The sequence below is a fragment of the Streptomyces nodosus genome (assembly GCF_008704995.1).
In the GTDB taxonomy this organism is placed as follows: domain Bacteria; phylum Actinomycetota; class Actinomycetes; order Streptomycetales; family Streptomycetaceae; genus Streptomyces; species Streptomyces nodosus.
This window is the reverse complement of record NZ_CP023747.1, coordinates 6,632,562-6,654,583: the sequence shown is the minus strand read 5'-3', so window position 1 is coordinate 6,654,583 and position 22,022 is coordinate 6,632,562. Positions and strand designations below refer to the sequence as shown.

The 22,022-nt window shown below is 69.9% G+C and carries 18 protein-coding genes; 7 read left to right on the top strand and 11 right to left on the bottom strand.

All coding sequences use genetic code 11. From position 1 onward, the window contains the following. The first annotated feature begins 86 nt into the window (after window positions 1-86). Both CP978_RS29570 and CP978_RS29565 read left to right on the top strand, forming a co-directional pair. Window positions 87-902 (top strand): ABC transporter ATP-binding protein, encoded by an 816-nt coding sequence (locus CP978_RS29570; protein WP_043445872.1) that lies wholly within the window; start codon window positions 87-89, stop codon window positions 900-902. Further along, a complete protein-coding gene (locus CP978_RS29565; protein ID WP_043445869.1) occupies window positions 899-3,385 on the top strand; it encodes an ABC transporter permease in 2,487 nt (828 codons plus the stop codon). The genes CP978_RS29570 and CP978_RS29565 overlap by 4 nt, the downstream gene beginning before the upstream one ends. Window positions 3,386-3,435: 50 nt before the next feature. Here CP978_RS29565 and CP978_RS29560 read toward each other — a convergent pair whose 3' ends face one another. From CP978_RS29560 to CP978_RS29530, 7 genes are read right to left on the bottom strand one after another with little or no spacing between them, the layout of a single operon-like run. Further along, entirely contained in the window at window positions 3,436-5,088 is a 1,653-nt protein-coding gene (locus tag CP978_RS29560) for an ABC transporter substrate-binding protein (RefSeq protein WP_043445867.1), read from the bottom strand. 14 nt (window positions 5,089-5,102) lie between these two features. After that, complete coding sequence (locus CP978_RS29555; protein WP_043445863.1) at window positions 5,103-5,909, bottom strand: ABC transporter ATP-binding protein; 807 nt, start codon at window positions 5,907-5,909, stop codon at window positions 5,103-5,105. Continuing rightward, window positions 5,906-6,928 carry an ABC transporter ATP-binding protein gene (locus tag CP978_RS29550; protein ID WP_043445860.1) on the bottom strand — a complete coding sequence of 341 codons (1,023 nt, stop codon included), beginning with the start codon at window positions 6,926-6,928 and terminating at the stop codon, window positions 5,906-5,908. Before CP978_RS29550 ends, CP978_RS29555 begins: the two co-directional genes overlap by 4 nt. After that, the gene (locus tag CP978_RS29545) at window positions 6,925-7,800 is read right to left on the bottom strand and encodes an ABC transporter permease (RefSeq protein WP_043445857.1); all 876 of its coding nucleotides are present in this window, start codon (window positions 7,798-7,800) and stop codon (window positions 6,925-6,927) included. Before CP978_RS29545 ends, CP978_RS29550 begins: the two co-directional genes overlap by 4 nt. Beyond that, window positions 7,797-8,816, bottom strand: a complete 1,020-nt coding sequence (locus tag CP978_RS29540; protein WP_227745504.1) for an ABC transporter permease — start codon at window positions 8,814-8,816, stop codon at window positions 7,797-7,799. Before CP978_RS29540 ends, CP978_RS29545 begins: the two co-directional genes overlap by 4 nt. After that, window positions 8,813-10,459, bottom strand: coding sequence for an amidohydrolase (locus CP978_RS29535; protein WP_043445854.1), 1,647 nt, complete (start codon window positions 10,457-10,459; stop codon window positions 8,813-8,815). Before CP978_RS29535 ends, CP978_RS29540 begins: the two co-directional genes overlap by 4 nt. A gap of 8 nt (window positions 10,460-10,467) precedes the next feature. Continuing rightward, window positions 10,468-11,538, bottom strand: coding sequence for a C45 family autoproteolytic acyltransferase/hydrolase (locus tag CP978_RS29530; RefSeq protein ID WP_043445851.1), 1,071 nt, complete (start codon window positions 11,536-11,538; stop codon window positions 10,468-10,470). A gap of 193 nt (window positions 11,539-11,731) precedes the next feature. Between CP978_RS29530 and CP978_RS29525 the strand changes: the two genes are divergently transcribed. Beyond that, on the top strand, window positions 11,732-12,760 hold the full coding sequence (locus tag CP978_RS29525) for a LacI family DNA-binding transcriptional regulator (protein WP_043445848.1): 1,029 nt from the start codon (window positions 11,732-11,734) through the stop codon (window positions 12,758-12,760). Window positions 12,761-12,849: 89 nt separating this feature from the next. Here the strand turns inward: CP978_RS29525 and CP978_RS29520 are convergent, their stop codons facing one another. Beyond that, a complete protein-coding gene (locus CP978_RS29520) occupies window positions 12,850-13,776 on the bottom strand; it encodes a quinone oxidoreductase family protein (RefSeq protein WP_043445847.1) in 927 nt (308 codons plus the stop codon). Between the two features lie 84 nt (window positions 13,777-13,860). On the opposite strand from CP978_RS29520, the gene CP978_RS29515 reads away from it, so the two are divergent. Next, a complete protein-coding gene (locus tag CP978_RS29515; protein WP_079162367.1) occupies window positions 13,861-14,349 on the top strand; it encodes a MarR family winged helix-turn-helix transcriptional regulator in 489 nt (162 codons plus the stop codon). A gap of 62 nt (window positions 14,350-14,411) precedes the next feature. Here the strand turns inward: CP978_RS29515 and CP978_RS29510 are convergent, their stop codons facing one another. Beyond that, a complete protein-coding gene (locus CP978_RS29510; protein ID WP_043445845.1) occupies window positions 14,412-16,331 on the bottom strand; it encodes an ABC transporter ATP-binding protein in 1,920 nt (639 codons plus the stop codon). A 190-nt stretch (window positions 16,332-16,521) separates the two neighbouring features. On the opposite strand from CP978_RS29510, the gene CP978_RS29505 reads away from it, so the two are divergent. From CP978_RS29505 to CP978_RS29495, 3 genes are all read left to right on the top strand, one after another. Further along, window positions 16,522-17,196 carry a hypothetical protein gene (locus CP978_RS29505; protein WP_227745503.1) on the top strand — a complete coding sequence of 225 codons (675 nt, stop codon included), beginning with the start codon at window positions 16,522-16,524 and terminating at the stop codon, window positions 17,194-17,196. A 125-nt stretch (window positions 17,197-17,321) separates the two neighbouring features. Next, window positions 17,322-19,214, top strand: coding sequence for an SMI1/KNR4 family protein (locus tag CP978_RS29500; RefSeq protein WP_043445843.1), 1,893 nt, complete (start codon window positions 17,322-17,324; stop codon window positions 19,212-19,214). Between the two features lie 324 nt (window positions 19,215-19,538). Next, the gene (locus CP978_RS29495; RefSeq protein WP_052454360.1) at window positions 19,539-19,964 is read left to right on the top strand and encodes a hypothetical protein; all 426 of its coding nucleotides are present in this window, start codon (window positions 19,539-19,541) and stop codon (window positions 19,962-19,964) included. 297 nt (window positions 19,965-20,261) lie between these two features. Here the strand turns inward: CP978_RS29495 and CP978_RS29490 are convergent, their stop codons facing one another. Together CP978_RS29490 and CP978_RS29480 are read right to left on the bottom strand one after the other, a co-directional pair. After that, window positions 20,262-20,741 (bottom strand): HIT family protein, encoded by a 480-nt coding sequence (locus CP978_RS29490; protein WP_043445841.1) that lies wholly within the window; start codon window positions 20,739-20,741, stop codon window positions 20,262-20,264. Window positions 20,742-21,098: 357 nt separating this feature from the next. Continuing rightward, window positions 21,099-21,977 carry a ketopantoate reductase family protein gene (locus CP978_RS29480; protein ID WP_043445839.1) on the bottom strand — a complete coding sequence of 293 codons (879 nt, stop codon included), beginning with the start codon at window positions 21,975-21,977 and terminating at the stop codon, window positions 21,099-21,101. Between the last annotated feature and the right edge of the window lie 45 nt (window positions 21,978-22,022).

Below are 22,022 nucleotides of genomic sequence, written 5' to 3'. Positions count from 1 at the left end.
GGATCCGCCAGCAGCCGCCATGGTCCGCAATGGCCGCGATCCGTAGCTTCGAATCATCGGCTCGAAGAGATGGTGAGAGGACGGACATGAGGCTGCGCGGCGGCACACGACAGAAGACGGACGACCGGCCGGAGGCCCAGGGCACACCCGGTCCCGCCGTCGAACTGCGCGGCGTCCGGCGGCAGTACGGCCGCGGCGCGGGCGCCGTACACGCCCTCGCGGGCATCGATCTCGTCCTGCCGCGTGGCACGTTCACCGCGGTCATGGGCCCGTCCGGCTCCGGCAAGTCCACGTTCCTGCAGTGCGCCGCCGGCCTCGACCGTCCGTCGGCCGGGTCCGTGCGCCTCGGCGGTACGGAGATCACCGGCATGCGCGAGCACCAGCTCACCGAGATGCGTCGCAGCCGCCTCGGCTTCGTCTTCCAGGCCTTCAACCTGCTGCCCTCCCTCACCGTGGAGCAGAACGTGCTGCTCCCGATGCGCCTCGCCGGGCAGCGTCAGGACCGCCGCCGGGCGGACGCGGTGCTCGCGCAGGTCGGCCTCGCCGGCAAGGCGAAGCGTCGGCCCGGTGAGCTCTCCGGCGGCCAGCAGCAGCGCGTGGCCATCGCCCGCGCCCTGGTCACCAGACCGGACGTGGTCTTCGCCGACGAGCCCACCGGTGCCCTCGACACCGGCACCGCCGCCGAGGTCCTCGGCCTGCTCCGGCACGCGGTGGACAGCCTCGGCGCCACCGTCGTCATGGTCACCCACGATCCGGCCGCGGCCGCCTGGGCGGACCGCGTGCTGTTCCTCGCGGACGGCGTCTTCGCCGGCGGCCTCGACCGCGGTTCGGCGGAGCAGATCGCGGCGCGCATGGCGGACCTCACCTCCCGTGCGGGCGCGTTGGCAGGGGCCGCGGCATGAGGAGCTTCGCCCCCAACGGCCTCGCCCGTGCGGCCGTGCGCTTCAAGCCCGCGGCGTTCGTCGGCACCTTTGTCGCGCTGATGATGGCGGCACTGATCGTCTCGGCCTGCGGCATCCTCCTGGAGACGGGCCTTCGCGCATCGGTGCCGGCGGAGCGGTACGCGAAGGCTCCGGTCGTCGTGGCGGCGGACCAGTACGCCCGCCTCGTCACGGGCAGCGGCGACAGCCGCTCCGAGTCGGCGGTCCTGCTGCCGGACACGGCACGCCTGGACATCGCGCTGGCCGACAGGGCGGCCCGCGCGCCCGGCGCGGGAGCGGCGGTGCCGGACTTCACGTTCCCGGTGCGCCGGGACGACGGCGCTCTGACGGGCCACGGCTGGGGATCGCACGCCTTCACCGGCGCCACGCTCACCTCCGGGGCCGCGCCCCGTACCGGCGAGGTGGTGCTCGACGCCACCGCCGCGAAGGCCGGCGTCGGCGACACCGTCGCGTTCGACACCGCCACCGGGCGCGCCGACTTCCGCGTCTCCGGGCTGGCGAAGACCGGGTCCGGCGATGGGGCCGAGGGGCCCACAGCCTGGTTCGCCGACGCCCAGTCCCCCGCGCTCGCCGGGCATCCCGGCAAGGCCGACGCCATCGCCGTGCTGGCGAGGGACGGGGCGGACACCGAGGCCCTCGCCGCCGGAGTGAAGAAGGCTCTCACCGGCTCCGGCGCCAGGGTGCACACCGACGACGGCCGCGGCGCCGTCGAGGACCGCGGGCTCGGGTACGCCAAGGAAACACTCACCGGGCTCGGCGGCTCCTTCGGCGGCATCGCCGCCATGGTCGCCGTCTTCACCGCGTCCGGCACGGTCGCGCTGTCCGTCGCCCAGCGCGCCCAGGAGTTCGCGCTGCTGCGCGCCATCGGCGCCACTCCGCGGCAGATCCGCCGTGCGGTCGCCGCCGAGGCGCTGCTCGTCGCGCCGCTCGCCGGGCTGGTCGGATGCCTGCCGGGGATCGGGCTCGCGCACTGGTGGTTCGGGCAGTTGAAGGACCGCGGGGCCGTCCCGGCCCCCGTGGACCTGCATGTCTCGTGGATCCCGCTCGTCGTCGCCGTCGGCATGGGGCTGCTGACCGCGCTCTTCGCCAGCTGGGCGGCCGGGCGCCGGCCCGCGAAGATCAAGCCGCGGCAGGCGCTCACCGAGGCGTCGGTGGAGCGGCTGCGGCCGGACGTGATCCGCACCGTGCTGGGCCTCGGCGCCCTCGTCGGCGGCGGCTTCCTCACCGTCCTCGCCGCCCGTTCGGCCGGGGACGACGCGGCCAACGCCGCCCTCGGTGTCGTCATGCTCTTCATGCTCGCCGTGGCGCTGCTCGGCCCGCTGGTGGCGCGGCTGTGCGCGGCGCTGTTCGGGCTTCCGCTGCGCGGCCTCGGCGCCGCGGCCGCGCTCGCCGCGGCCAACTCCCGTACGAACGCCCGTCGTCTGGCCTCCGCGATCATCCCGATCGTGCTGGCCATGGCGTTCGCCTCGACGCTCACCTTCATGCACACGAGCGAAAGCCACGTCGCCGCACAGCAGTTGCGCGCCGGCGTCACCGCGGACCATGTCATCACGCACCCCGCGGGGCTGCCCGCAGAGGCCGTCGACCGGGCCGCCCGCGCACCCGGCGTCGAGGCGGCCGTGGGCCTGCTCGACACTCAGGTGCTCGTGTCCGTCGGCTCCGGCGGCGACCGGTGGCTGCAGGGCGCCGCGACCCAGGGCATATCCGGCTCCGGGGCGCAGCTCGCGAAGGTGCAGGACCTCGATGTGCGCAGCGGCAGCCTGGACCGGGTCGGCAAGGGCCGTGTCGCCGTCGACAAGATGCTCGCCATGTCGGCGAAGGTCGAGGTCGGTGACAAGCTGCCGATGTACCTTCCGGACGGCACCAAGGCCAGTCCCGAGGTCGTCGCCGTGTACGGCCGCGGGCTCGGCCTCGCGGCCGTGACCATGGACCGTGCGTCCCTGGCCGCCCATGTCACCTCGGGCTTCAGCAGCACACTGCTGGTACGTGGCGGAGATGCGAGGGCCCTCGCCCCGTTGGGCAAGGTCACCGACCCCTCCGGCTACGCGGTCGAGCAGAACACCGACCGTGAGCTCAACGCCTGGGCCAACGCCACGATGGCCGGGGTCCTGGGCGGCTTCGCCGCCGTCGCCGCCGTCAACACCCTGGTGATGACCGTCCTGGACCGCCGTCGTGAGCTCGGCATGCTCCGACTCGTCGGCGCCACCGGGCGTCAGGTGATGGACATGCTGCGCTGGGAGGGCCTGCTGGTGGCGGTGTCCGGCATCGTCCTGGGCACGGCGATCGCCGCGGCCACCCTGACCCCGATGATGCGCGGCCTGACCGGCGAGGACCCGTACATACCCCCGCTGGTGTACGGGGCCTTCGCCGCGGCCGCGACGGTCCTCGCCCTGCTCGCCGTCGCCCTCCCGGCGCGAGCGGCGCTCCGCGACCGGAAGGGCTGACGGGGGGCGTTCGGCCTCGGCGAGCGGCGAGAGCCGGGCCGGAGCGAGGACTACTTGCCGGTTCCGCTGAGGTAGGCCGCCCATGGGTAGTAGACGTAGTCGAATGCCGCCGGCGCCCCGGTGATCCTGCTTCCGAGCCATACGTCGTTCGTCAGCTGGATGCCGGAGAACATCGGATCCATCTCGTCGTGCAGCTTCTGCTCCATCTGCACGACCAGCTCGGAGCGGGCGCTTTCGTCCTTGGTGCTGACCGCCTCGGCATAGAGCCCGTCGATGCCCTTGTAGCCGGACTGGTTGAAGGTGCCGCCGGTGATCGCGGTGAGGCCCAGCCAGTCGAGCGGATTCGGGATGTTCGGCCAGAACTGTGTGTACAGCAGGTCGGTGTTGCCGCGCGTCGCCGGGTCGTACAGGTAGTTGGAGTAGCCGGTGGCAGGTACGACGTTGAGCTTGAAGTTCAGGCCGATCTTGTCAGCCGCGGCCTTGATCCCGATACCCAGCTGCTGTGTCTCCGCCTGCTGCGGAACCACGAGGCTGATCTGCTTCGACTTCACATCGGCCGGAACGCCGGCGAGCAGCTTCTTCGCCTCGTCGATCTTCGCGGTGCCATCGGTCTTCACCGAGTCGGCGTACGAGGTCAGCTCGTCCTTCGCGAAGCCGTACACGGCCGGCACGGTCTGCAGCGGAACGGCGGTCCCCTGACCGGCGTACACCTGGTTGCCGATGCCCTTCCAGTCGATGGCCATCTGGAGCGCCTTACGCACATCGGCGTTGCCCATCGCGCCCTTGTGGTTCGCGACCACGAGCGTGACAGCCAGGGGCGCGGCACCCGAGTAGAGCTTGCCCGCCGACGATGCCTTCAGCTGTGCCAGCCCGGCCGTCGGCGGGCCGTACGTTCCGTCGATCTGGCCCGAGAGCAGACCGGAGGTGATCGCGGAGTCGTCGGTCAGGAAGGTGAAGTCGATGTTCTTCACCTTCCGTGGCAGCGATGTGTTCCAGTAGCCGTCGTAGCGGCTCACGTCGATCGACTGGCCCTGCGTCCACTTGGCGTACTTGTAGGGACCGGTGCACATGACACCGACGCCCGGCGTACCGACCTTGTCGCCGTGCTGCTCGTAGAACTTCTTCTCGACGACCACACCGGCGAAGCTCGCCAATTCGTCGTTGAAGAGATAGTCGGGCTTCTTGAGCCGGACGGTCACTTCGCCGGCGCCCGTCTTCGTGATCGAGGCGACGTTCGCGTACAGGTAGCCGTAGAAGCTCGACTTGTCCGTCATGTTGTGCCGCATGCTCCACACGACGTCGTCGGCGGTCATCGGCGAGCCGTCCCAGAAGGTGACGTCGTCGCGCAGCTTGTAGACCCAGGTCGTCGGGTCGGGATTCGAGTACGACGTCGCCAGATTGGGCTTGATCTGGAAGTCGGGCGTCTGTGCGAGCAGGGTCTCGCACATGTTCGAGTTGATCATGTTCGGTGTGTAGTCCGCCGACTGGAAGGGGTCGACGGTCTGCGGCTCGCCCTGGAAGACGTTCCAGGTGATCGTGTCGACCGATCCCGAGCCTTTCGGGGTGAAGGTGGTCAGCGCGTCGGAGGACCCGGTCGCTGCGGTGCCGGAGGTGCCGCCGGAGCAACCGGCCGTCACCAGGGCGGCTGCGGCGGCGACGGCGGTGAGTGCCGTTGCCCGTCTGCGGGGGCGGGATGAGTACATGGCGGAACTCCCGTTCAGTGTCGGGCTGTGATGGCTTCGGGGTGCCACCCGCTGCGGGGGACGCTGTCGCGCAACAGGCGGGTGTAGGGGTCTTGCGGGTCGTCGAGCACGGCGGCGGTGGGCCCTTGTTCGACGACAGCGCCGTGACGCATGACGATCGTGTCGTCGGTCACCTGGCGGATGACGGCGAGATCGTGGCTGATGAACAGGTAGCTCACGCCGCGTTTCTGCCGGATGTCCGAGAGCAGATTGAGGATCTGCGCCTGGATCGAGACATCCAGGGCCGACACGGCCTCGTCGAGGATGAGGATGTCCGGATCGGCGGCGAGCGCGCGAGCGATGGCGACGCGTTGGCGCTGCCCTCCGGAGAGTGACCTCGGCAGTGCCTCGAGCTGCCGGTCGTCGAGTCCGACGAGCTCGGCGAGTTCACTCACGCGCTTCCTGGTCTCGTCGCGGCCGAGCCGGAAGTGCACGCCGACGACTTCCGCGAGGCAGTCGCCGATGCGCTGACGGCGGTCGAGCGAGGTGTAGGGGTCCTGGAAGACGATCTGGATGTTCCGGCCCCGCTCACGGCGGCTGCGTGCGGAACGCGCCGGCTGGGTGCGGTCCTCGCCCCGGAACATGATGCGGCCACCGGAGGGACGCTCCAGGCCGATGATCATCCGCGCGGTGGTCGTCTTGCCGGAGCCGGACTCGCCGACGATGCCGAGGGCTCCGCCCGGGGCCAGGGCGAAGCTCACATCGGCGACCGCGGTCGCCTCGGCACGCCCACGGCCGAACGTCTTGGTCAGGTGCTCGACCACGAGCAGCGGCTCGGTCATCGCGGGATCTCCTCGTTCGAAGGGGAACCGATGTGCTGCTGCCGAACCATCTGGCCGCGCAGGCCGGGCATCCGGACGCACCGGGTCCCCGACGGACCGATCTGCAGCAGGGGTGGCACTCCTGCCCGGCACCGCTCCTCGGCGAAGCGGCAGCGCGGCGCGAAGGCACAGCCGTCCGGCGCCTCGTAGGCGGTGGTCGGATGACCGGTGATGGCGGGCAGTCGGTCGACGCGGCGGTCGATCTCGGGGCGTGCCTGCACCAGGGCGGCGGTGTAGGGGTGGAGCGGGTCCTGGTGCAGCCGCACCGACGCCTGCCGCTCCATGACCTGGCCGGCGTAGAGCACGATCGTCTCGTCGCACACGGCACCGGCGAGTTCCAGGTCGTGGGTGATGAAGAGCATCGCCATGCCGTACTCGCGCTGCATGCGCCCGAGGATCGTCATCACCTCCGCCTGGGTGGTGACATCGAGCGCGGTGGTCGGCTCGTCGGCGAGAACGAGCCGAGGCCGCGCAGCCACCGCGGCAGCGATCATCACCCGTTGCAGCAGGCCGCCGGAGAGCTCATGGGGGAACTGCCGCAGCCGGCGCTCCGGGTCCCCGATGCCGACCTCGGCGAGCAGTTCCTGTGCGCGTTTGCGGGCAGCGGGCTTGGGCATCCGGTCGTTGGTACGCATCGTCTCGGTGAGGAAGTCGCCGATGGTGCGTACGGGGTTGGTGTGGGCCCGTGCGTCCTGGAAGATCATCGCGACGTCCTTCGCCCGATAGGACCGCAGGGCGTCGGCGCGAAGGTCGAACACCTCGGCGCCGTCGAAGCGGACACCGCCCCGGACGTCGGCGCCGTCGGGGAGCAGGCGTGCGATGGTGCGGACCGTCATCGACTTGCCCGAACCGGACTCGCCGACCAGACCGAGGGTGCTTCCGCTGTCGAGTGAGAACGAGACATCGCGCAGCACGGTGCGCAACTCGCCCGCGACCGGCAGCCGAACCGTCAGTCCGTCGACTTCGAGAAGTGTGTTCACGAGCGTGCCTCCCAGCGTTCCGTGAGCCGGTCGCCGAGCATGTTCACGGCACCGACGGTGACGACGATCAGCGCGCTGGCGAACAGGGCCTCCTGCGGGTGTTGTTGCAGCACCCCTGCCATACCGGTGCCGACCATCGCGCCCCAGTCCGATGTCGGTGGCTGCACCCCGAGGCCGATGAACGAGAGGCCGGCGAAGTCCATCAGGGCGAACCCGAAAGCGAGTGTGGCGTTGGCGACGATCAGCCCGCCCACGTTGAGGAGGATGTGCCGCAATGCGATCCGCAGCCCGTGCACGCCCTGCACCCGCAGTGCCGCGATGTAGGGCAGTGAGCGCTCCCGCAGCGACGCGCTCCGCACGATCCGGGCGATGTAGGGGACATAGGCGATGGACAGCGCCGCGGTGGCGGCCTTCAGGCCGGACCCGAACAGGGCGGTCGCCAGGATCGCCAGCAGCAGTCCGGGGAAGGCGAACACGGCATCGACGACGCGCACCACGATCTGGTCGAACCAGCCGCCGAACCAGACGGCCGCGAGCGCGAGTACCGTCCCGAGGAGCGTCGAGATCGCCACGACGAGGAACGGTCCGATCAGCGCGGTCCGGGAGCCGTAGATGAGGCGCGAGAGAAGGTCCCGCCCGCTCGCGTCGGTTCCCAGCACATGCGTACCGCTGGAGCCCTGGTACGCACCGGAGAGGTCGACGGCGTTGGGATCGTGCGGTGCGAGGAGGGGCGCGAGGACGGCGAAGCAGACGACGAGTCCGAGGACGGTGATCGCCACTCCACCGGTCACGCCGATGGTTCTGGTACGGCGTGTCGTCCGCCGGCCGGCCCCTCGGGCTCCGATGCGGCGCAGCCCTGCTGTGGTGCTCATGAGTCCTTCTTCCCGATCGACACGCGCGGGTCGAGCAGTGTGTAGGCGATGTCGATGAGGGTGTTCAGCACGATGAAGGCGGCGACGTACATCAGACAGATCGCCTGTACGACGGGGAAGTCCTTCTGCTGCACCGAACTCACGAGGAACTGACCGAGTCCGCCGAGTTGGAAGACCTGTTCCACGACGACGCTTCCCGCGATCAGGCCCGCGATCGTGAGGCCCGCGACGGTGAGCACCGGCATCGCGGCGTTGCGCATCACATGTCTGCGTACGACGGCCCCGTGGGGCAGTCCGCGGCTGATCGCGGTCTGCACATGATCGGCGGACAGTTCCTGTCGGATCGCGGTCTGGGCGAGTCGCGCGACGAACGCGACGGAGGCGAGCGCGAGCGCGATCGACGGGAGGACCATGTGGTAGACCTCGTCGAGGCCCCCACGGCCGGAGCCGAACACCGGGAACCACTCCAGGTCGACGGCGAACACGATGATCAGCACGACCGCTCCGACGAAGGTCGGCACCGCCATGACGGCGGTCGCGCCGGCCATGGCGGACCGTGACAACCAGCCGGGCCTGAGGCCGGCGAGGGTGCCGATGGCCAACCCGAGCACCAGGACGATCGCCGCGGCCATGAGGACGAGCAGCGTGGTCGCGAAGGCGCGGCTTCCGACCAGCGACGCCACCGGTTGGTTGTAGATGACCGATGTCCCGAAGTCGCCGTGCGCCACGCCACCCAGCCACCTCAGGTACTGCTGCCAGACGGGGTCGTCGAGGTGATACTCGGCCTTGATCGAGGCGATCGCCTCGGGGCTCATGGTGCGGCCGTGCGTGAGATAGGTGAGCGGGCTTCCGGGCGCGGCGTAGAGCGCTCCGAAGACGACCAGGCTCGCGATGAACAAGGTCACCACCAGCCCCACGATGCGGGTGGCGACGAACCGCAGCAGTACCCCGGCGGGCCGCTGCTTCGCCTTCGCCTGCCCCGATGGCACGGGTGCCGTCATGGTCGTGTGGCTCATCGGTTCGCTCCTGGCTGTGCTTGATGGACCACACGGCCACCCACGACGGTCCGCAGCACGCGTGTGTCGAGCAGTTCTTCGAGTGGTCGGGTGAAGATGTCCCGGTCGAGCACGATGAAGTCGGCGTACAGCCCCTCGGCGAGACGGCCGTGCAGCTGCTCGGAACGGCTCGCCCAGGCGGCGTCACGGGTGGCGTGCACGATCGCGTCGGCCAGCGGCAGGGCGTAGTGCGCGATGTTGGCGGGCAGCGAGGGATCCAGTGCCGAACGCCGTGTCGCCGCGATGAACATATTGGGCAGCGGCGCATGCGGCGACGTGGGCGAGTCGGTGCCGAGCGCGAGTACGGCTCCGGCGTCGGTCATCTCGGGCCAGGGGAAGCCGCGGTCGACCCGCTCGTCGCCGAGCACGCGCCGCCAGTTCTCCTGGATGGCAGGGTCGGCGTGCACGGGCTGCATGCTCGCCGTGATGCCGAGTGCCGCCAGCCGTTCGATGTCCGCGGGGTCGACGACTTCGAGATGTTCGATACGGTGACGGCGCTCCTTGGGGCCGTTGAGAGCGACGGCGTGTTCGACGGCGCCGATCGCGACCCGGATCGCCTCGTCACCGATGGCGTGCATGGCGACCTGCAGGCCGGCTGCGTCCGCGGCGGCCACCACCGGCGCGAGTTCGGCGAGACTCCAGATCGGGTCGCTGTTCGCGCCGTTCACATAGGGCTTTCCGAGAGCCGCTGTGCACCCGTCGACGGTTCCGTCCACCATGACCTTGATGCCGGTCACGCGCAGGAACGGGGTCGCCCGGTGGGTGGCGAGTTCGACGGCGCGCTCGACCTGGGCGAGGTTGCTCCCCTCGTCGCCGGTGGGCTGGACGCGCCAGAACGCGGCGATGCGCGTGGTCAGGGCGCTCGCCGCATCGGCACGGCGCATCGCCTCGTAGTCGGCCTCGACCAGCGCCATCTCGGTCGAACCGACGATCCCGGACTCGGCGTACGCCGCGAGGACGACCGCCAGGGCCTCGTCACGGTCGGAGTCGTCGGCGAAGCGGTCGAGGACCGGCCACACGAGGTGGTGCATCGCGGTCTCGTCGACCAGGCCGGTGGCCGCGCCCCGCTCGTCGCGGTGAATCGTTCCTCCAGGCGGTGACGGAGTGGCGTCGTCGATGCCGGCTTCGGCGAGGGCCGCCGAGTTCAGCCAGATCGAGTGGAAGTCGTAGGCCTGCGCATAGACGGGCCGGTCGGCGACGACGGCGTCGAGCATGCTGCGATCGGGTGTGCCGCCCGGGATGTCCCCGTGTTTCCACCCGGTGGCGAGCACGCGAGGGGCGTCGGGGTTCTCCTCCGCCCATGTCCTGATGCGCCGTTGGATCTCCGTCACGGTGTTGGCGCCCCAGAGGTCGACCTGGACCGCCGCCTCGCCGGTGCCGACCACATGTGCATGACCGTCGACGAAGCCGGGGAGGACGGTCGCGCCGTCGAGGTCGTGGATCAGGGCGTCCGGTCCGGCCACCCGCGCCGCGGTGGCCTCGTCGCCGACGTAGGTGAGCCGGTCTCCCACCACCACGAGGGACTCGGCCCAGGTTCGTCGGTCGGAGGTGAAGATCCGGGCGTTGCGGTAGAGCTGAGCGGGCATGGTCGCGTCCTTGTCCATCGGGTTCCTCAGAACCGGTCGAGACCCTCACGGGCCGCAGCGTCGGGGGTGCCTGCCCGGTACTCGAGGGCGACACCGGGAAGGTCGAGAGAGGCCGTGAGCAAGGTGCTCCACCGTTCGTGGTCCGGCTGGGCGTCGTCGGCCCGGACGCACACCACCGCGGCGGCGCCGTCGCCCCCGCAGAAGGCGGCCGCGCGCTCCGGAGCGGAGCGGCCGGTCATGCCGCCGCGTACGGCGTATGCGTGGTCGTACCGCTCGGCCGACACCGATTCCGGGATGCCGGTGTCACCGCCGGCGAGGCCGGGGGCGAGAAAGTGGTTGGTGTGGATGAGCCAGCCGTCGGTGTCGGGGGGCACCACGGCGAATCCGGCCGGTGACATCTCGATGGACGCTGCTGCGGAGCGGCCGTCCCGACAGGTCGCGACGGTCAGCACGGTGGATGCGCTCACGGTCGCGGAGGCGACGATGTCGCGGGCCTCCGCCACCGTGGTCGCCTCCTCGAGGACGCGACGTGCGACCGCGTGGACGGGCACGCCGCCGGTGGTGTTGTCGGAGCGATGGTGCAGGATGTTGAAGTGCAGGCCGAGACCGGCGTCATTGACCCCGATCTTCGCGGCCGTGCCGAACTCGGTGAAGAGCTTCACCCGGCGTCGCGTTGCGGTCACGAGCGACAGCAGCAGACCGTCCGGTGTGAGCGAGTCGTGCCAGTCCCATGTCTGGATCGTCTCGGGCGGTCCGCCGGCGGGCGGTATGTGCACGGCGGTGGTGCACTCGCCCTTCCCGGGCGCGGCGGCGAGTACTTCGGTCCGTGCGCCGACCGCTGCCACCTGCCATGGCTCGATCCCCGATGCCTCGGCGATCCCGTCGGACTCCTCGGCGAGACCCGGACACCAGTCGCGCAAGGCGTCGTGGCTGTGGGCGACGATGTCGCGGACGGTCGTTTCCGGGATGCCCAGAACCTTGAAATGCGCCAGGTAGCGGGCGCTGACGTCACGCACCTGGTCCGCGTACCGCGTGCCGATCTCGCGTCCTCGGTCACGGGAGTCGGTGGTGGTCGTGCGCAGTGTGTGCAGCTTCATGGTGTTGCTGTGCGACCTTTGCTTGTGAGGCCCGTCACGGTGAAGGGTGGGCGACACGCTAGGTAGGTAAAACGTTTAATACAATGGTCTTTGTCGCGTCACTTTCTGCTATTTCTGGTTGCCCGGTGCGCATCGCCGACCACGGTCCGGCGGTCCGGGGCGGCGGCGGAAGGTACGAACCGAGGAGGTCGCCGTGGCTCGATCGAAGGGCGTCACCATCCGCGATGTCGCCCAGCGCGCGGGGGTCTCCATCGCGGCGGTCTCGATGGCGCTCAACGGCACCGGGACGCTGAGCGCGGCCACCCGGCTGCGCGTCCGGGCCGTCGCCGAGGAGATGGAGTACGAGGCCGACGCCCTCGCGCGCGGTCTGCGACGTTCGTCGGTCGGGGCGATCGGGCTCGTCATGCGCTCACTGGACGCGCTGGGTGAGTACGCGCCGCGGGGCGTCGATGTGTTCACCCGCTACATCGGCGCCGCCTCCGCGCAGGCGATGGACCGCGGGCTCAGCGTGATGCTCGTGCCCGACCCGACCAAACGGCCGACACCGCCGCTGGCACTGTCACTCGACGGCTACATCGTGACGATGCCGCACAGGGACGATCCGGTGATCGATCTCCTCGAACGGCGCGGGATCCCGTATGTGACGCTGGGACGCGATCCCAGCCGCCCGGATTTCACCGACTGGGCCACCGAGGACGACGGCTCCAGCTTCCGGCGCATCTACGAGCACTTCGCCGCATCCGGTGCCCGATCGATCGCACTGTTGCGCGGAACCGACCCCAACGCCTGGAACATCGACAGCGAGGCGATGTACCGCGCATGGTGTGAGAGCGCCGGGATCACGCCGCGCGTCTATATGTCGGCCGAACGCACCGGCGAGCACGGCGGCGAGAACATCGCGCACGCGATCGTGGACGACGGGATCCCCGATGCGATCCTGTGCCACACCGGTCGTCAGGCGGCCGGAGTGCTCGCGGGCCTCACGGCTCGCGGCGTCGCCGTGCCCGAGCGGACGATGCTTGCCGCGGCTTCCGATTCCGAGCACACCCGGCACAGTCGGCCCGCCATCTCGGCCGTCGAACTCCACGCCGCGGAAACGACGATGGCGCTGCTCGACCTTCTCCAGGCGCGCATCGCGGGCGAGCCGAGCGCGGGACCGGTCCTGACGACCGCCCGGTTCCGGGTCCGCGCATCGTCACGACGCACCGACCCGAACGTCTGACGCCCACCGAGCCGGGCGGCCGACACCCTGGGCAGGGCAGTTCGACAGACGCCGGCCCGGCCCGGGTGCGGGGCGGATCGAAGTCCCCGTCAGGGAAGGAGCACGATGCGGTCGTCGGTCTCCGCGGCCCAGACCTGCTCGACATCCTTCAGGGGAACGGCCTTGGCCCGGACGTCGAATTCCCCCTCGGTGACGGCATCGACCAGTTGGGGCAACTCCTCGAGCCATTCCCGGCCGTCCACCGAGCCGATGCCGCTGCCGACGATCTGCAGTCGGGCGGCGCGCAGTGCGGCGGAAGGGACGGGAGAGGTGAGCCCGGCCATGGAGCCGATCTGGATCCAGTGGACGGGGTCGCTGCGCTCCTTGCGGGTGCTGATCATGTCGACCATGGCGGTCGCCGCGGGTTCGCCCCACAGGTAGTCCAGGACGACATCGACGTCTGCGGCCTCGGCGAGCCGGCCGAGGGTGAGCACCTCGTCCGCGCCGAGCGGACGCAGGGCTTCCAGGGCGGCGGGGTTGCGGCCGGCGCCGATGACACGGGAGGCGCCCAGCTTCCTGGCGACCTGGACGGCCATCCGTCCGGCGTTGCCGGTCGCGCCGAGGACGAGCACACTCCGGCCGCGCCGGAAGTCGATACGGCGGCGCAGCGCGACCCAGGAGGACATGGCGGGGTTCATGGCGGCGGCGACGGCGACCGGATCGACGCCCTCGGGCAACACGATGCTGCGACCACGCCGCAGGATCGTGCGCTCGGCCAGGGTGCCCAGGGTGGTGTCGTCGAGGATCGTGTAGCGCAGACGCCCGTCGGGGCCGCGCACGACGCCGTCGATGCCCGGGATCAGGGGGAGCTCGTCGGTGCTGGTGTAGTGCGACCCGTCGGCCTGGGACCGCACCCGCGGGTGGAGCCCGGCGGCGACCACCTCGACCACGGCCTCGTCCGCCCCCTGGGCGACCGGGTCGGGGAACTCCTGGTAGCGGGGCGGCCTGTCGAAGGCCGAGACAACGGCGGCGTGCATGACACTACCCCCAATTAGTTGGCGATACGAACAAACTTCAAACTAGTTCGTACCGCGAATTAAAGTCAAGCTACGATGGCTCGCATGAGCAGCCTCCCGTCCTCCGCCGATACCCCCGGTCTCGACGGCCACCCCGGCCTCGCACCGGGGGACACGGAACCGACCGATGCCCTGGTGCAGATCGCGTTCACGGTGATGGGCGTGCTCACCCGGGTCGCGGCCGAGCACGACGTGTCCCTGACGCAGTTGCGTGTCCTCGGGATCCTGCGGGACCGCAGGCCGAGGATGGCTCAGCTCGCCGCATTCCTCGGCTTGGAGAAGTCCACGATGTCCGGCCTGATCAACCGTGCGGAACAACGGGGACTGCTCCGACGGGTCCGCAACGCCGAGGACGCCCGCGCCTGGGACGTCGTCATGACCGACGAGGGGCTGAAACTCGCCGCGCGGGTGCACCAGCAGGTCGAGGAGGCTCTCAAGCCACTGACCGACGGGCTCGACCAGGCCGGCGAGGAGGCGCTGAACCAGGTCACCCGGCTGATCGGGACGGGGCTCTCACCGGCCGGATGCTCGTGAACGACATACGCCGCCGCCTCCCCGGCCACAACGGGGCCGGGGAGCCAGGAGCCGCAGGACCGTCACATGGACCCGGTGCTCGTACGAGCGTGCGACGGCGCCCCGCGGCCCCCGTCGGGTGCCGGGTCGGCCGGTCCGGGCAGCCCGCCGGGACCGGTTTCCGGGACCGGGGACCCGAGGGCCGAGTCGGCGCTCTCGCCGAGGAAGCCGCCCGACTGGTGCTGCCACAGCTTGGCGTAGGCACCGTCCGCCGCGAGCAGTTCCTCGTGGGTGCCCTGCTCGACGACGCTTCCACGGTCCAGGACGATCAGACGGTCCATGCCGGCGACGGTACTGAGGCGGTGGGCGACCACGAGGGCCGTACGTCCGTCCATCAGCCGCCACAGGGCGTCCTGGACGAGGAGTTCGCTCTCCGAGTCCAGCGCGCTGGTCGCCTCGTCGAGCAGCAGGATCGGGGCGTCGCGCAGGATGGCCCTGGCAAGGGCGACGCGCTGACGCTGACCGCCCGAGAGTTTGACGCCCCGCTCCCCCACCAGAGTGGCGAAGCCGTCGGGGAGTTGGTCGGCGAACTCCGTGACGTGCGCGGCCGCGGCCGCCGCGTAGATGTCCTCGTCGGTGGCGCCGGGCCGGGCGAAGGCGATGTTGTCCCGCAGGCTGCGGTGGAACATGGCCGGCTCCTGCGGGACGTAGGCGATCAGTGAGCGCAGATCGGTCTGGCGCAGCCGGCTGATGTCCTGACCTCCGATCAGGATGCGTCCGTCGTCGATGTCCGACATCCGCAGCAGGAGCCGGGTGAGCGTGGTCTTGCCACCGCCGGATCTGCCGACCAGGCCGATCCGTGCGCCTGCGGGCACGTCCAGGTCGAGTCCCTGGAAGATCGGCTTCGCACCCGTGTGGGCGAAGGTCACCGCCTCGAAACGAACGCCGGTGTCCCGCGGTGCGAGCGGTTCGGGTTGCGTCGGGTCGAGCACGGTGGGCGGATCCAGCAGCAGCTCCGTGAACTGCGCGGCCTCGGTCAACGAGCTTTCCAGGCGCCGGTAGATCTGGTTGAACTCGAACATGATCTGGGTGGCGTTGGAGTAGTAGGTGAAAGCGACGACGATCTCCTCGACTCCCTGACCCGAGCCGCCGAAGGCGATGGCGACCAACAGACCCAGCACGTTGGTCAGCACGGACATGGGGGCGACCAGGGTGTCGACGCGCAGATTGCCGTAGTCCCACGACCTCAGCGTCAGGCGCCGGGAGTCCGCGACACGGTTGCGGTGCTCGTCGGCCTCCCGCCGCTCGGCCGCGAACGCCCGGATGGTCTCCATGTTCATGAGGCTGTCGGCGACATGGCCGGAGACCCGGGCGATCGCCGCCTCACGGTCGTTGACGAGCCGCTGCCGGCGACGGATCAGAGGCGTCGCGGCCACCACGGTCAGCGCGATCATCACAAGAAGGCCGACGACGAGCATCGGTTCGTAGCTCCACAGCACCACGGCACCGAACACCAAGGGGACGAGACTGCCCACGATCCGGTACGTCACCGTGTCGACGAAGTCCTCGAAGCGCTTGCCGAAGCTGAGCACCCGTTTGGTCAGGGAGCCGGCGAAGTTGTCATGGAAGAACGCCGCGTCCTTGGCGAGGAGTTCGTCCATGCCGCTCACATACAGGTGTTCCATGCCCAGGGCGGCCACGCGGTTCAGGCAGTGCTGCCCGATCCGCCACACAACCTCGGCGAGCAGCAGCGTCACGCCGAAGCCCAGCACGTACGGCAGCGCCGAGCTGAGGGTGAGACCGCCGCCGTGGGCGGCCTGTCCTGCCAGTTTGGCGATCAGCAGCGGGCCGACATAGCGGATGCCGATGTTGCCCACGGCCGGCAACAGCAGCGCGGGCAGGGCCAGTAGTCGTAGCCGCAGCAGTTCCTGGCCGTAGCGGCGCAGCGCCAGAACGACCGCGCTCCTGCCCGGCGTCGACCCTCGCGTATCTGTTGTCCCCATCACACTCCCGGAGGTTCGGAAGTCGGAAGTCTCCCGTCCGCGGAGTTCCCCAGTCCAGGCATTTACCGCGGACCGGCGATAACCGGACATCGCCGTGTTCGGCGTACGCAGCGGACGTATCCGGTGCCAGTCCCTGCGGGGCGGTGAGTGCGGTGCGGATGTTGTCAGTGGGATCGGCTTGGATGTGGCTGTGTCTGTCGATGAAGTGATACGCCGACTGCCTGGGATTTCGATCGTTCGGAACCGCTCCCGAGCCATGGCCGTGGTGGACGCCATCATGAGCCCGGACTGGGAGTCCCGGTTCTACTCGTTCGACGCCCGGTGGTCGCCGACGGAGGAGATGGCCTCCATGCGTGACGGCTGCGGCAATGACTACTCGATCGTCTTCTCACCGGCGGGCGTCTACGCCCGCGGCTTCGATCACGAGTCGCCGATGAGCCCGTATCGGTTGACGCCCCCGGCACCGTGGCCGGGACTGTTCGACGGAATACCCGAAGCATTCCTCCCCCAGGTCACAGACCCCGCCTTCTGCGACATCGACGGGATGCCGCGAGCGACGGTGTGCTTCTGGCGAGAAGCGGCCGACGCCGAGTGGAAGTGCGGTGCCATCGACGCACTGCCTGAGGGAGCGAAGGACGACGGAAGCGCGGAGTGGCTCTTCGACGTCCTCCTTGGTGGCCGGCCCGAGACATACCGGCAGTTCGCGGAGGAGTACTACGAAGCGGCGGTGAACCTCGAGGCGGTGCGTCACATCTATGCCTTGCGGCCTCTCACGCACAGCGTCGTGTCATCGCTGAACCCCGGTGTCGACCTTGCCGGCCTTGAAAAGGACATGGCCCAGATCGGCTATCCCTTGCCGGGCTGAGGGCCTGTTCGGGTACGTGGGTCCTGTCGTATTCCCGATCTCACCGCGTCCTCCTCCCTGAATGCCGCCACGCGGTTGCCAGACTCGTCCTGGCACTGTCAGTGGTGGGTGGCAGCATCGGGCACATGACGGACACCACGGCATTCGACTGGCGGTCCTTCCTGCTGAGGTGGAGCGGGGAGTGGGCGGATTCCCTGCCGGACGGCGAGACGCGGGACGAGGACGAGGAGGCCGCCCGGCAGGCACGGTGGCTCGGGTTCCCGCCCGCCTCCGAGGAGCGGATCGCAGCCATGGAGGAGCGCCTCGGCAGACGGATGCCCCCGTCGTACCGGGAGTTCCTCAAGGTCAGCGACGGGTGGCGGCACGCGGGTGGATTCGTGTGGCTGCTGGCGGGGACCGAGGACGCACGCTGGCACGACAACGAGTCGGGACTCGCGGACATATCCGAGGAGTACCTGGACGAGGACGCCGGGCCCGAGGAGCGGCGGGAGGCGGACATCTGGCGGCGCGGGCTGCAACTCGACGTGGAGTCCGACATCACCTACGTCCTCATGGACCCCGAGGACGTGGATGAGGGCGGTGAGTGGGCCGTGTACACGTGGGCGAGCTGGCGTGCCGAGCCGCCCGAGCGGCATGCGAACTTCCTCGAGTTCATGCGGGACATGTACCGGGAGTTCCACAGCCTGCGGGCACACCGGAGCGACGGGAAGGCGGTGTTCATCAACGACACGACGCGCAAGCTGGACGCCCAGGTGGAGGAGGCCCGGCTGGAGGCACTGCGCGGCGGCTGGGAGCGGGCGGTAAAGGCACTGGACGAGGCCAAGCGGTACGGCAGACCGCGGGCCACCGGGCTGGGCGACCAGATACGCCGCCTGCTCGGACGGACCTCCATGGTGTACTTCGACGGCCTGGTGACGGACCCGCGGTACGCGCCCGATCTGCTGCCGCCGCTGGTCGCCGAGCACGCGGCGCACTCGTACCGGGACGACTCCACGCTGACGTTCCATCTGCGGGGCGCCGACGACGCCCTGGTGTCACTGGCCTACATGACGCTCGATCAGGTGAGGAGCGGCACCTACCGGTACACGGCGGCCGGGGCGTTCGGTGAGGCTGTCGAGCGGGCGCGGGAGCTGGCACGGTGGGGAGACACCGACGGGGCGTGGCAGACGCTGAGAGACGCTGTGCCCCGGTGGGAGCCGCTGGGTCCGGACCATCTGGCGCCGCTGGGGTGGGTGGCCGACCCCGCGCTCGGGCCGCTGCTGACCCCGGAGCGGGGCCGCGAGCTGCTGTCCACGCCGAGGGGCGGGCAGACGGGTGAGGCACCCCGTCCGACGGCCGGGCTCGACCCGCGCGACCTGGCATGGCTCGCGGAGCCGGACCCGGGCAACAACCGCACGTCCTATCGGTTCGTCCTGGTGAAGGGTGTGGAGCCCGAGGAGTTGCCCGGACGGCTCGCAGACGGGGACGGCACCGTGCTGAACGAACCCATGACCTTCTGGGAGGCGCGCCACAGGCCGCTGGACGGCCAAAGGGAATTCTCGTCCTATGACGACAGGGCTCTCATGGCGGTCGGCCGCGCCGGCGCCGACTGGAGCTTCGCCTTCGACGGCAACCCCGCCCCGTTCGAACAGCAGCGGTTCGTCTCCCCGGCCGCGGCCGCCAGCGCGGGCACCCGCGCGGTGGTGGTGTGGAGCGGCCTGAGGACATGGCACGGGGAGCCGTACTTCCACCTTTCGGTGGCGGAAGACGGTGCCGAGCGGTACGCCTTCACGTACGCGGACGGACAGCTCCGACAGAGCGGGGAGATACCGCGGGCGCTGGACCCGAGCCGGTTCTTCGGCGATCTGGAGGACCGTGCCGAGGCGGAACGGTCGCTGCTGGAAGCGGTGACTGTGGAGTTCGGTGCCCATCTGCCACGTCACGCCATCATGAACGGGCGACTGCACACCTTCACCACCCGCTCCTGGACGCGGCCACCCAGGGACGGAGAGACGTACACGGTGATCCGCATGCACTGAGAAGCCGCGGGCCCGGCGGGCGGCGGACGGACGGCGAACGAGGGACCGGAAGGCGCGCTTCAGCTCGCGGTCCAGCGGCAGCGACGCGCGGCCGGTGCGGTCGGGCAGGGGGTGACCGTCCGGGCAACAGGCTGACGGTGTGGACCCGTAAGCAGGCCGGCTACGGGGACAGGCAGGGCGTCAGCCTCGCTCAGGGCTACATACTGGACGTGTACGGCCCTGACGGAACCAGGTTGCGCCACTATGACACCGCCCCGGAGTAATCCTCTTGATACGTAGGCCTTTTACCTCCGCCCTCTTAGCCGCAGCGGTTGGTGCAGCCTGATGGATTCCTGGTTCCTGGCGGTGCTCTCTGTGGGCTTCGGGCTGGCCTTCGTACGTCTCCAGAAGGGCCGACGTCTTGTCGGCCTGGTCAAGGCTTCCACCGCCACGGGAATCCTGTGCTGCTTGTTCGGCTGGTTTCAGGTCTTCTTCACTTTCCCGTCGCACGCGTGTCCCGAACTCTTGCACAGGGTCTCCATCGTCCACTTCGACCGCTACGAGAACAGCGTTTTCCCCGTGCAGGCCACCTGCCACTGGGACAACGGTGAGCGGAAAGAACTCGTGAGCGGCTGGGTCAATCCACTCCTGTTCACCTGCATGGCCGTGTTGACCGGCTGCCTGGTGACGCTGGCGGTCTTCGCCTACCGCCGCCACCGGAGCCGTGGCCGACCGGCTGCGGAGTGTTTCCCCCAAGACCACGCCCGCTGATTCGGCGAGACACCGCCGCCACTGCCCGAGTTGCCACTGCAGCCCACACGGTTCAGCCGAGCGCCATCACACCAACCAACGCTGGCACGTGACTCGTTGGAGCCGACGGCGACCCCGAACTGTGCGCACTACCAGCAGCCGATCGCCAACGTTGCGCGTCTGGCAACCCCGGGAAGGCCCGCCGCTCTGTCCCCACGGCCATCCTCGAGATCGTTCCGCTGCGAGGGACTCCGTGACGTCCACCGACCGGCACTGAACATCGGGCCCGCCGACCTCACGGTCTGCGGGCCCACACCGTCAGAGCATCGAACGCAGCCGATCCAATTCGCTGCCGATCGCCTCCCGCAGCACATCGTGACGCGTGCCGAGCTTGAACCGCTCGTCACTCCACCGGTCACGCGGATACAGCCACACCGGCTTGCCCACCAGCTCGGTCGGCTCCCACTCGAACCGCGGCCAGACATGGGCATGCAGGAACGGATCCGTGTTGCCGAGGATCTCCAGGTTGACCCGACGGAAGTCGGGGTCCAGCCGTCGGCAGGCCCGCTCAACCGCTTCTCCGAGTTGGTCCATGCCGGACAGAAACGACAGCCGCTCGGCCCTCGGAAGGTCAGACAGCCGTTGAACACCTGGCTCGTCCGTGAGGAGAACTGAGTACCCGGGCAGGAACTGAACGTCGCCGATCACCGCGAAGCCAGATTCAAGCCGCCGCAGCACGGTCGGGTTCTCGCCCCGCAGAGCAGCCCCGATCCGGTCCATCCGCCAGTCACCGGTCATGGCCCGAGCCTATCCGCGGGTGATCAAGACCTGCTTTTCGCTCCCCGCCCTCCCCACTCAGTTCAAGGACCACCAAAGCGAGGCAAGGAGTGGCCCCGGCCATTTCTGAACGGGGGTATCCATGACGGCTCCGAGGTCGTGATCACACCACACTTGGCGCCCGGTGGGTCGGCGGGCGACCTTCGGCCTGCGCGGGGGCCGGGCAGCGCAGCCGCGCGGTGAGGCTGCGATCGATCGCCTGACGGCGCCGCAGGTCGAGGGTGAAAGGTACATCGCCTCGTGTGCCGGAGGCCCGGCCGGAGATCCCGGCTGCGCAGTCAGTTGCGATGCGGACGAGGAGCCACTGGCGCCGAGGGTCTACCGGACCTTCGCTTGGGTACGCAGCTGTTCGGCCAGCCGTCCGAGTTCGGCCGGTGTCGCAGGGGAGGTGTCGCTGAGCCCGCTGCGTACGGCCGTCGGGCTGCGCAGGAAGCGTCGCAGCAGGGCCACGAGCAAGCCCTCCGGCAGGCTCTGCAGCGCGGCGAACGCGCGGGGGACCGGCGGCGTCGGCATGGCGGCCAGGTTCTGCCGTATGAGGTGGAGCATGCCGCGGACCGCGTCGGGATCGTCGGCCAGCGCCACCGGGCCGCCCGCCGCGTGCACCACCTGTCCGAGTGGCACCTCGAACGCGGCGTGTGTCCTGAGCCAGGCATCCATCCGCGGCTCGGCCTTGGCTTTGATCCCGGCGGTGCGGAACTCCCGGACGATCCGTTCCAGTCGCGGGGTGGTTCGGCCGTCGGGTTCGCCGATCGGCATCGGGAGCCGGCTGGTCATGAAGTTGGTCGCGCGGTAGCGGACCACGTCGCCGTCCATCGTGCCGCCCGCCAGCGCCGGAGGGAAGCCGAGCAGTACGCGCTCACGGCCGATCGCCGCGCCCAGCGGCTCCACGCCGGCCGCCCAGTTGTGCAGGAACAGCACATCGCCTTCGAGGCCGGCGAGTGACTCCAGCACCGCGTCGACCTGATGGGTGCGGACCAGGACCGCGGTCAGGTCGTACCCGCCGTCCGGGTGCTCGACCACCGGTACCGGCACCCGCCTGACGACAGGGCTGTCTTCCTCGGCGAGTTGCACACCGTGCCGACGCAGGGATGCCAGGCGCGCGCCCCGGGCGAGGAGTGAGACGTCGAGCCCGGCCTCGTGCAAGTGGGCGGAGAACAGGCTGCCGCAGACCCCGGCGCCGTAGACGAGCAGTTTCATGACAACCTCTCTCGCATGAGTCAAACGTTCGTTTCAATCAAACGT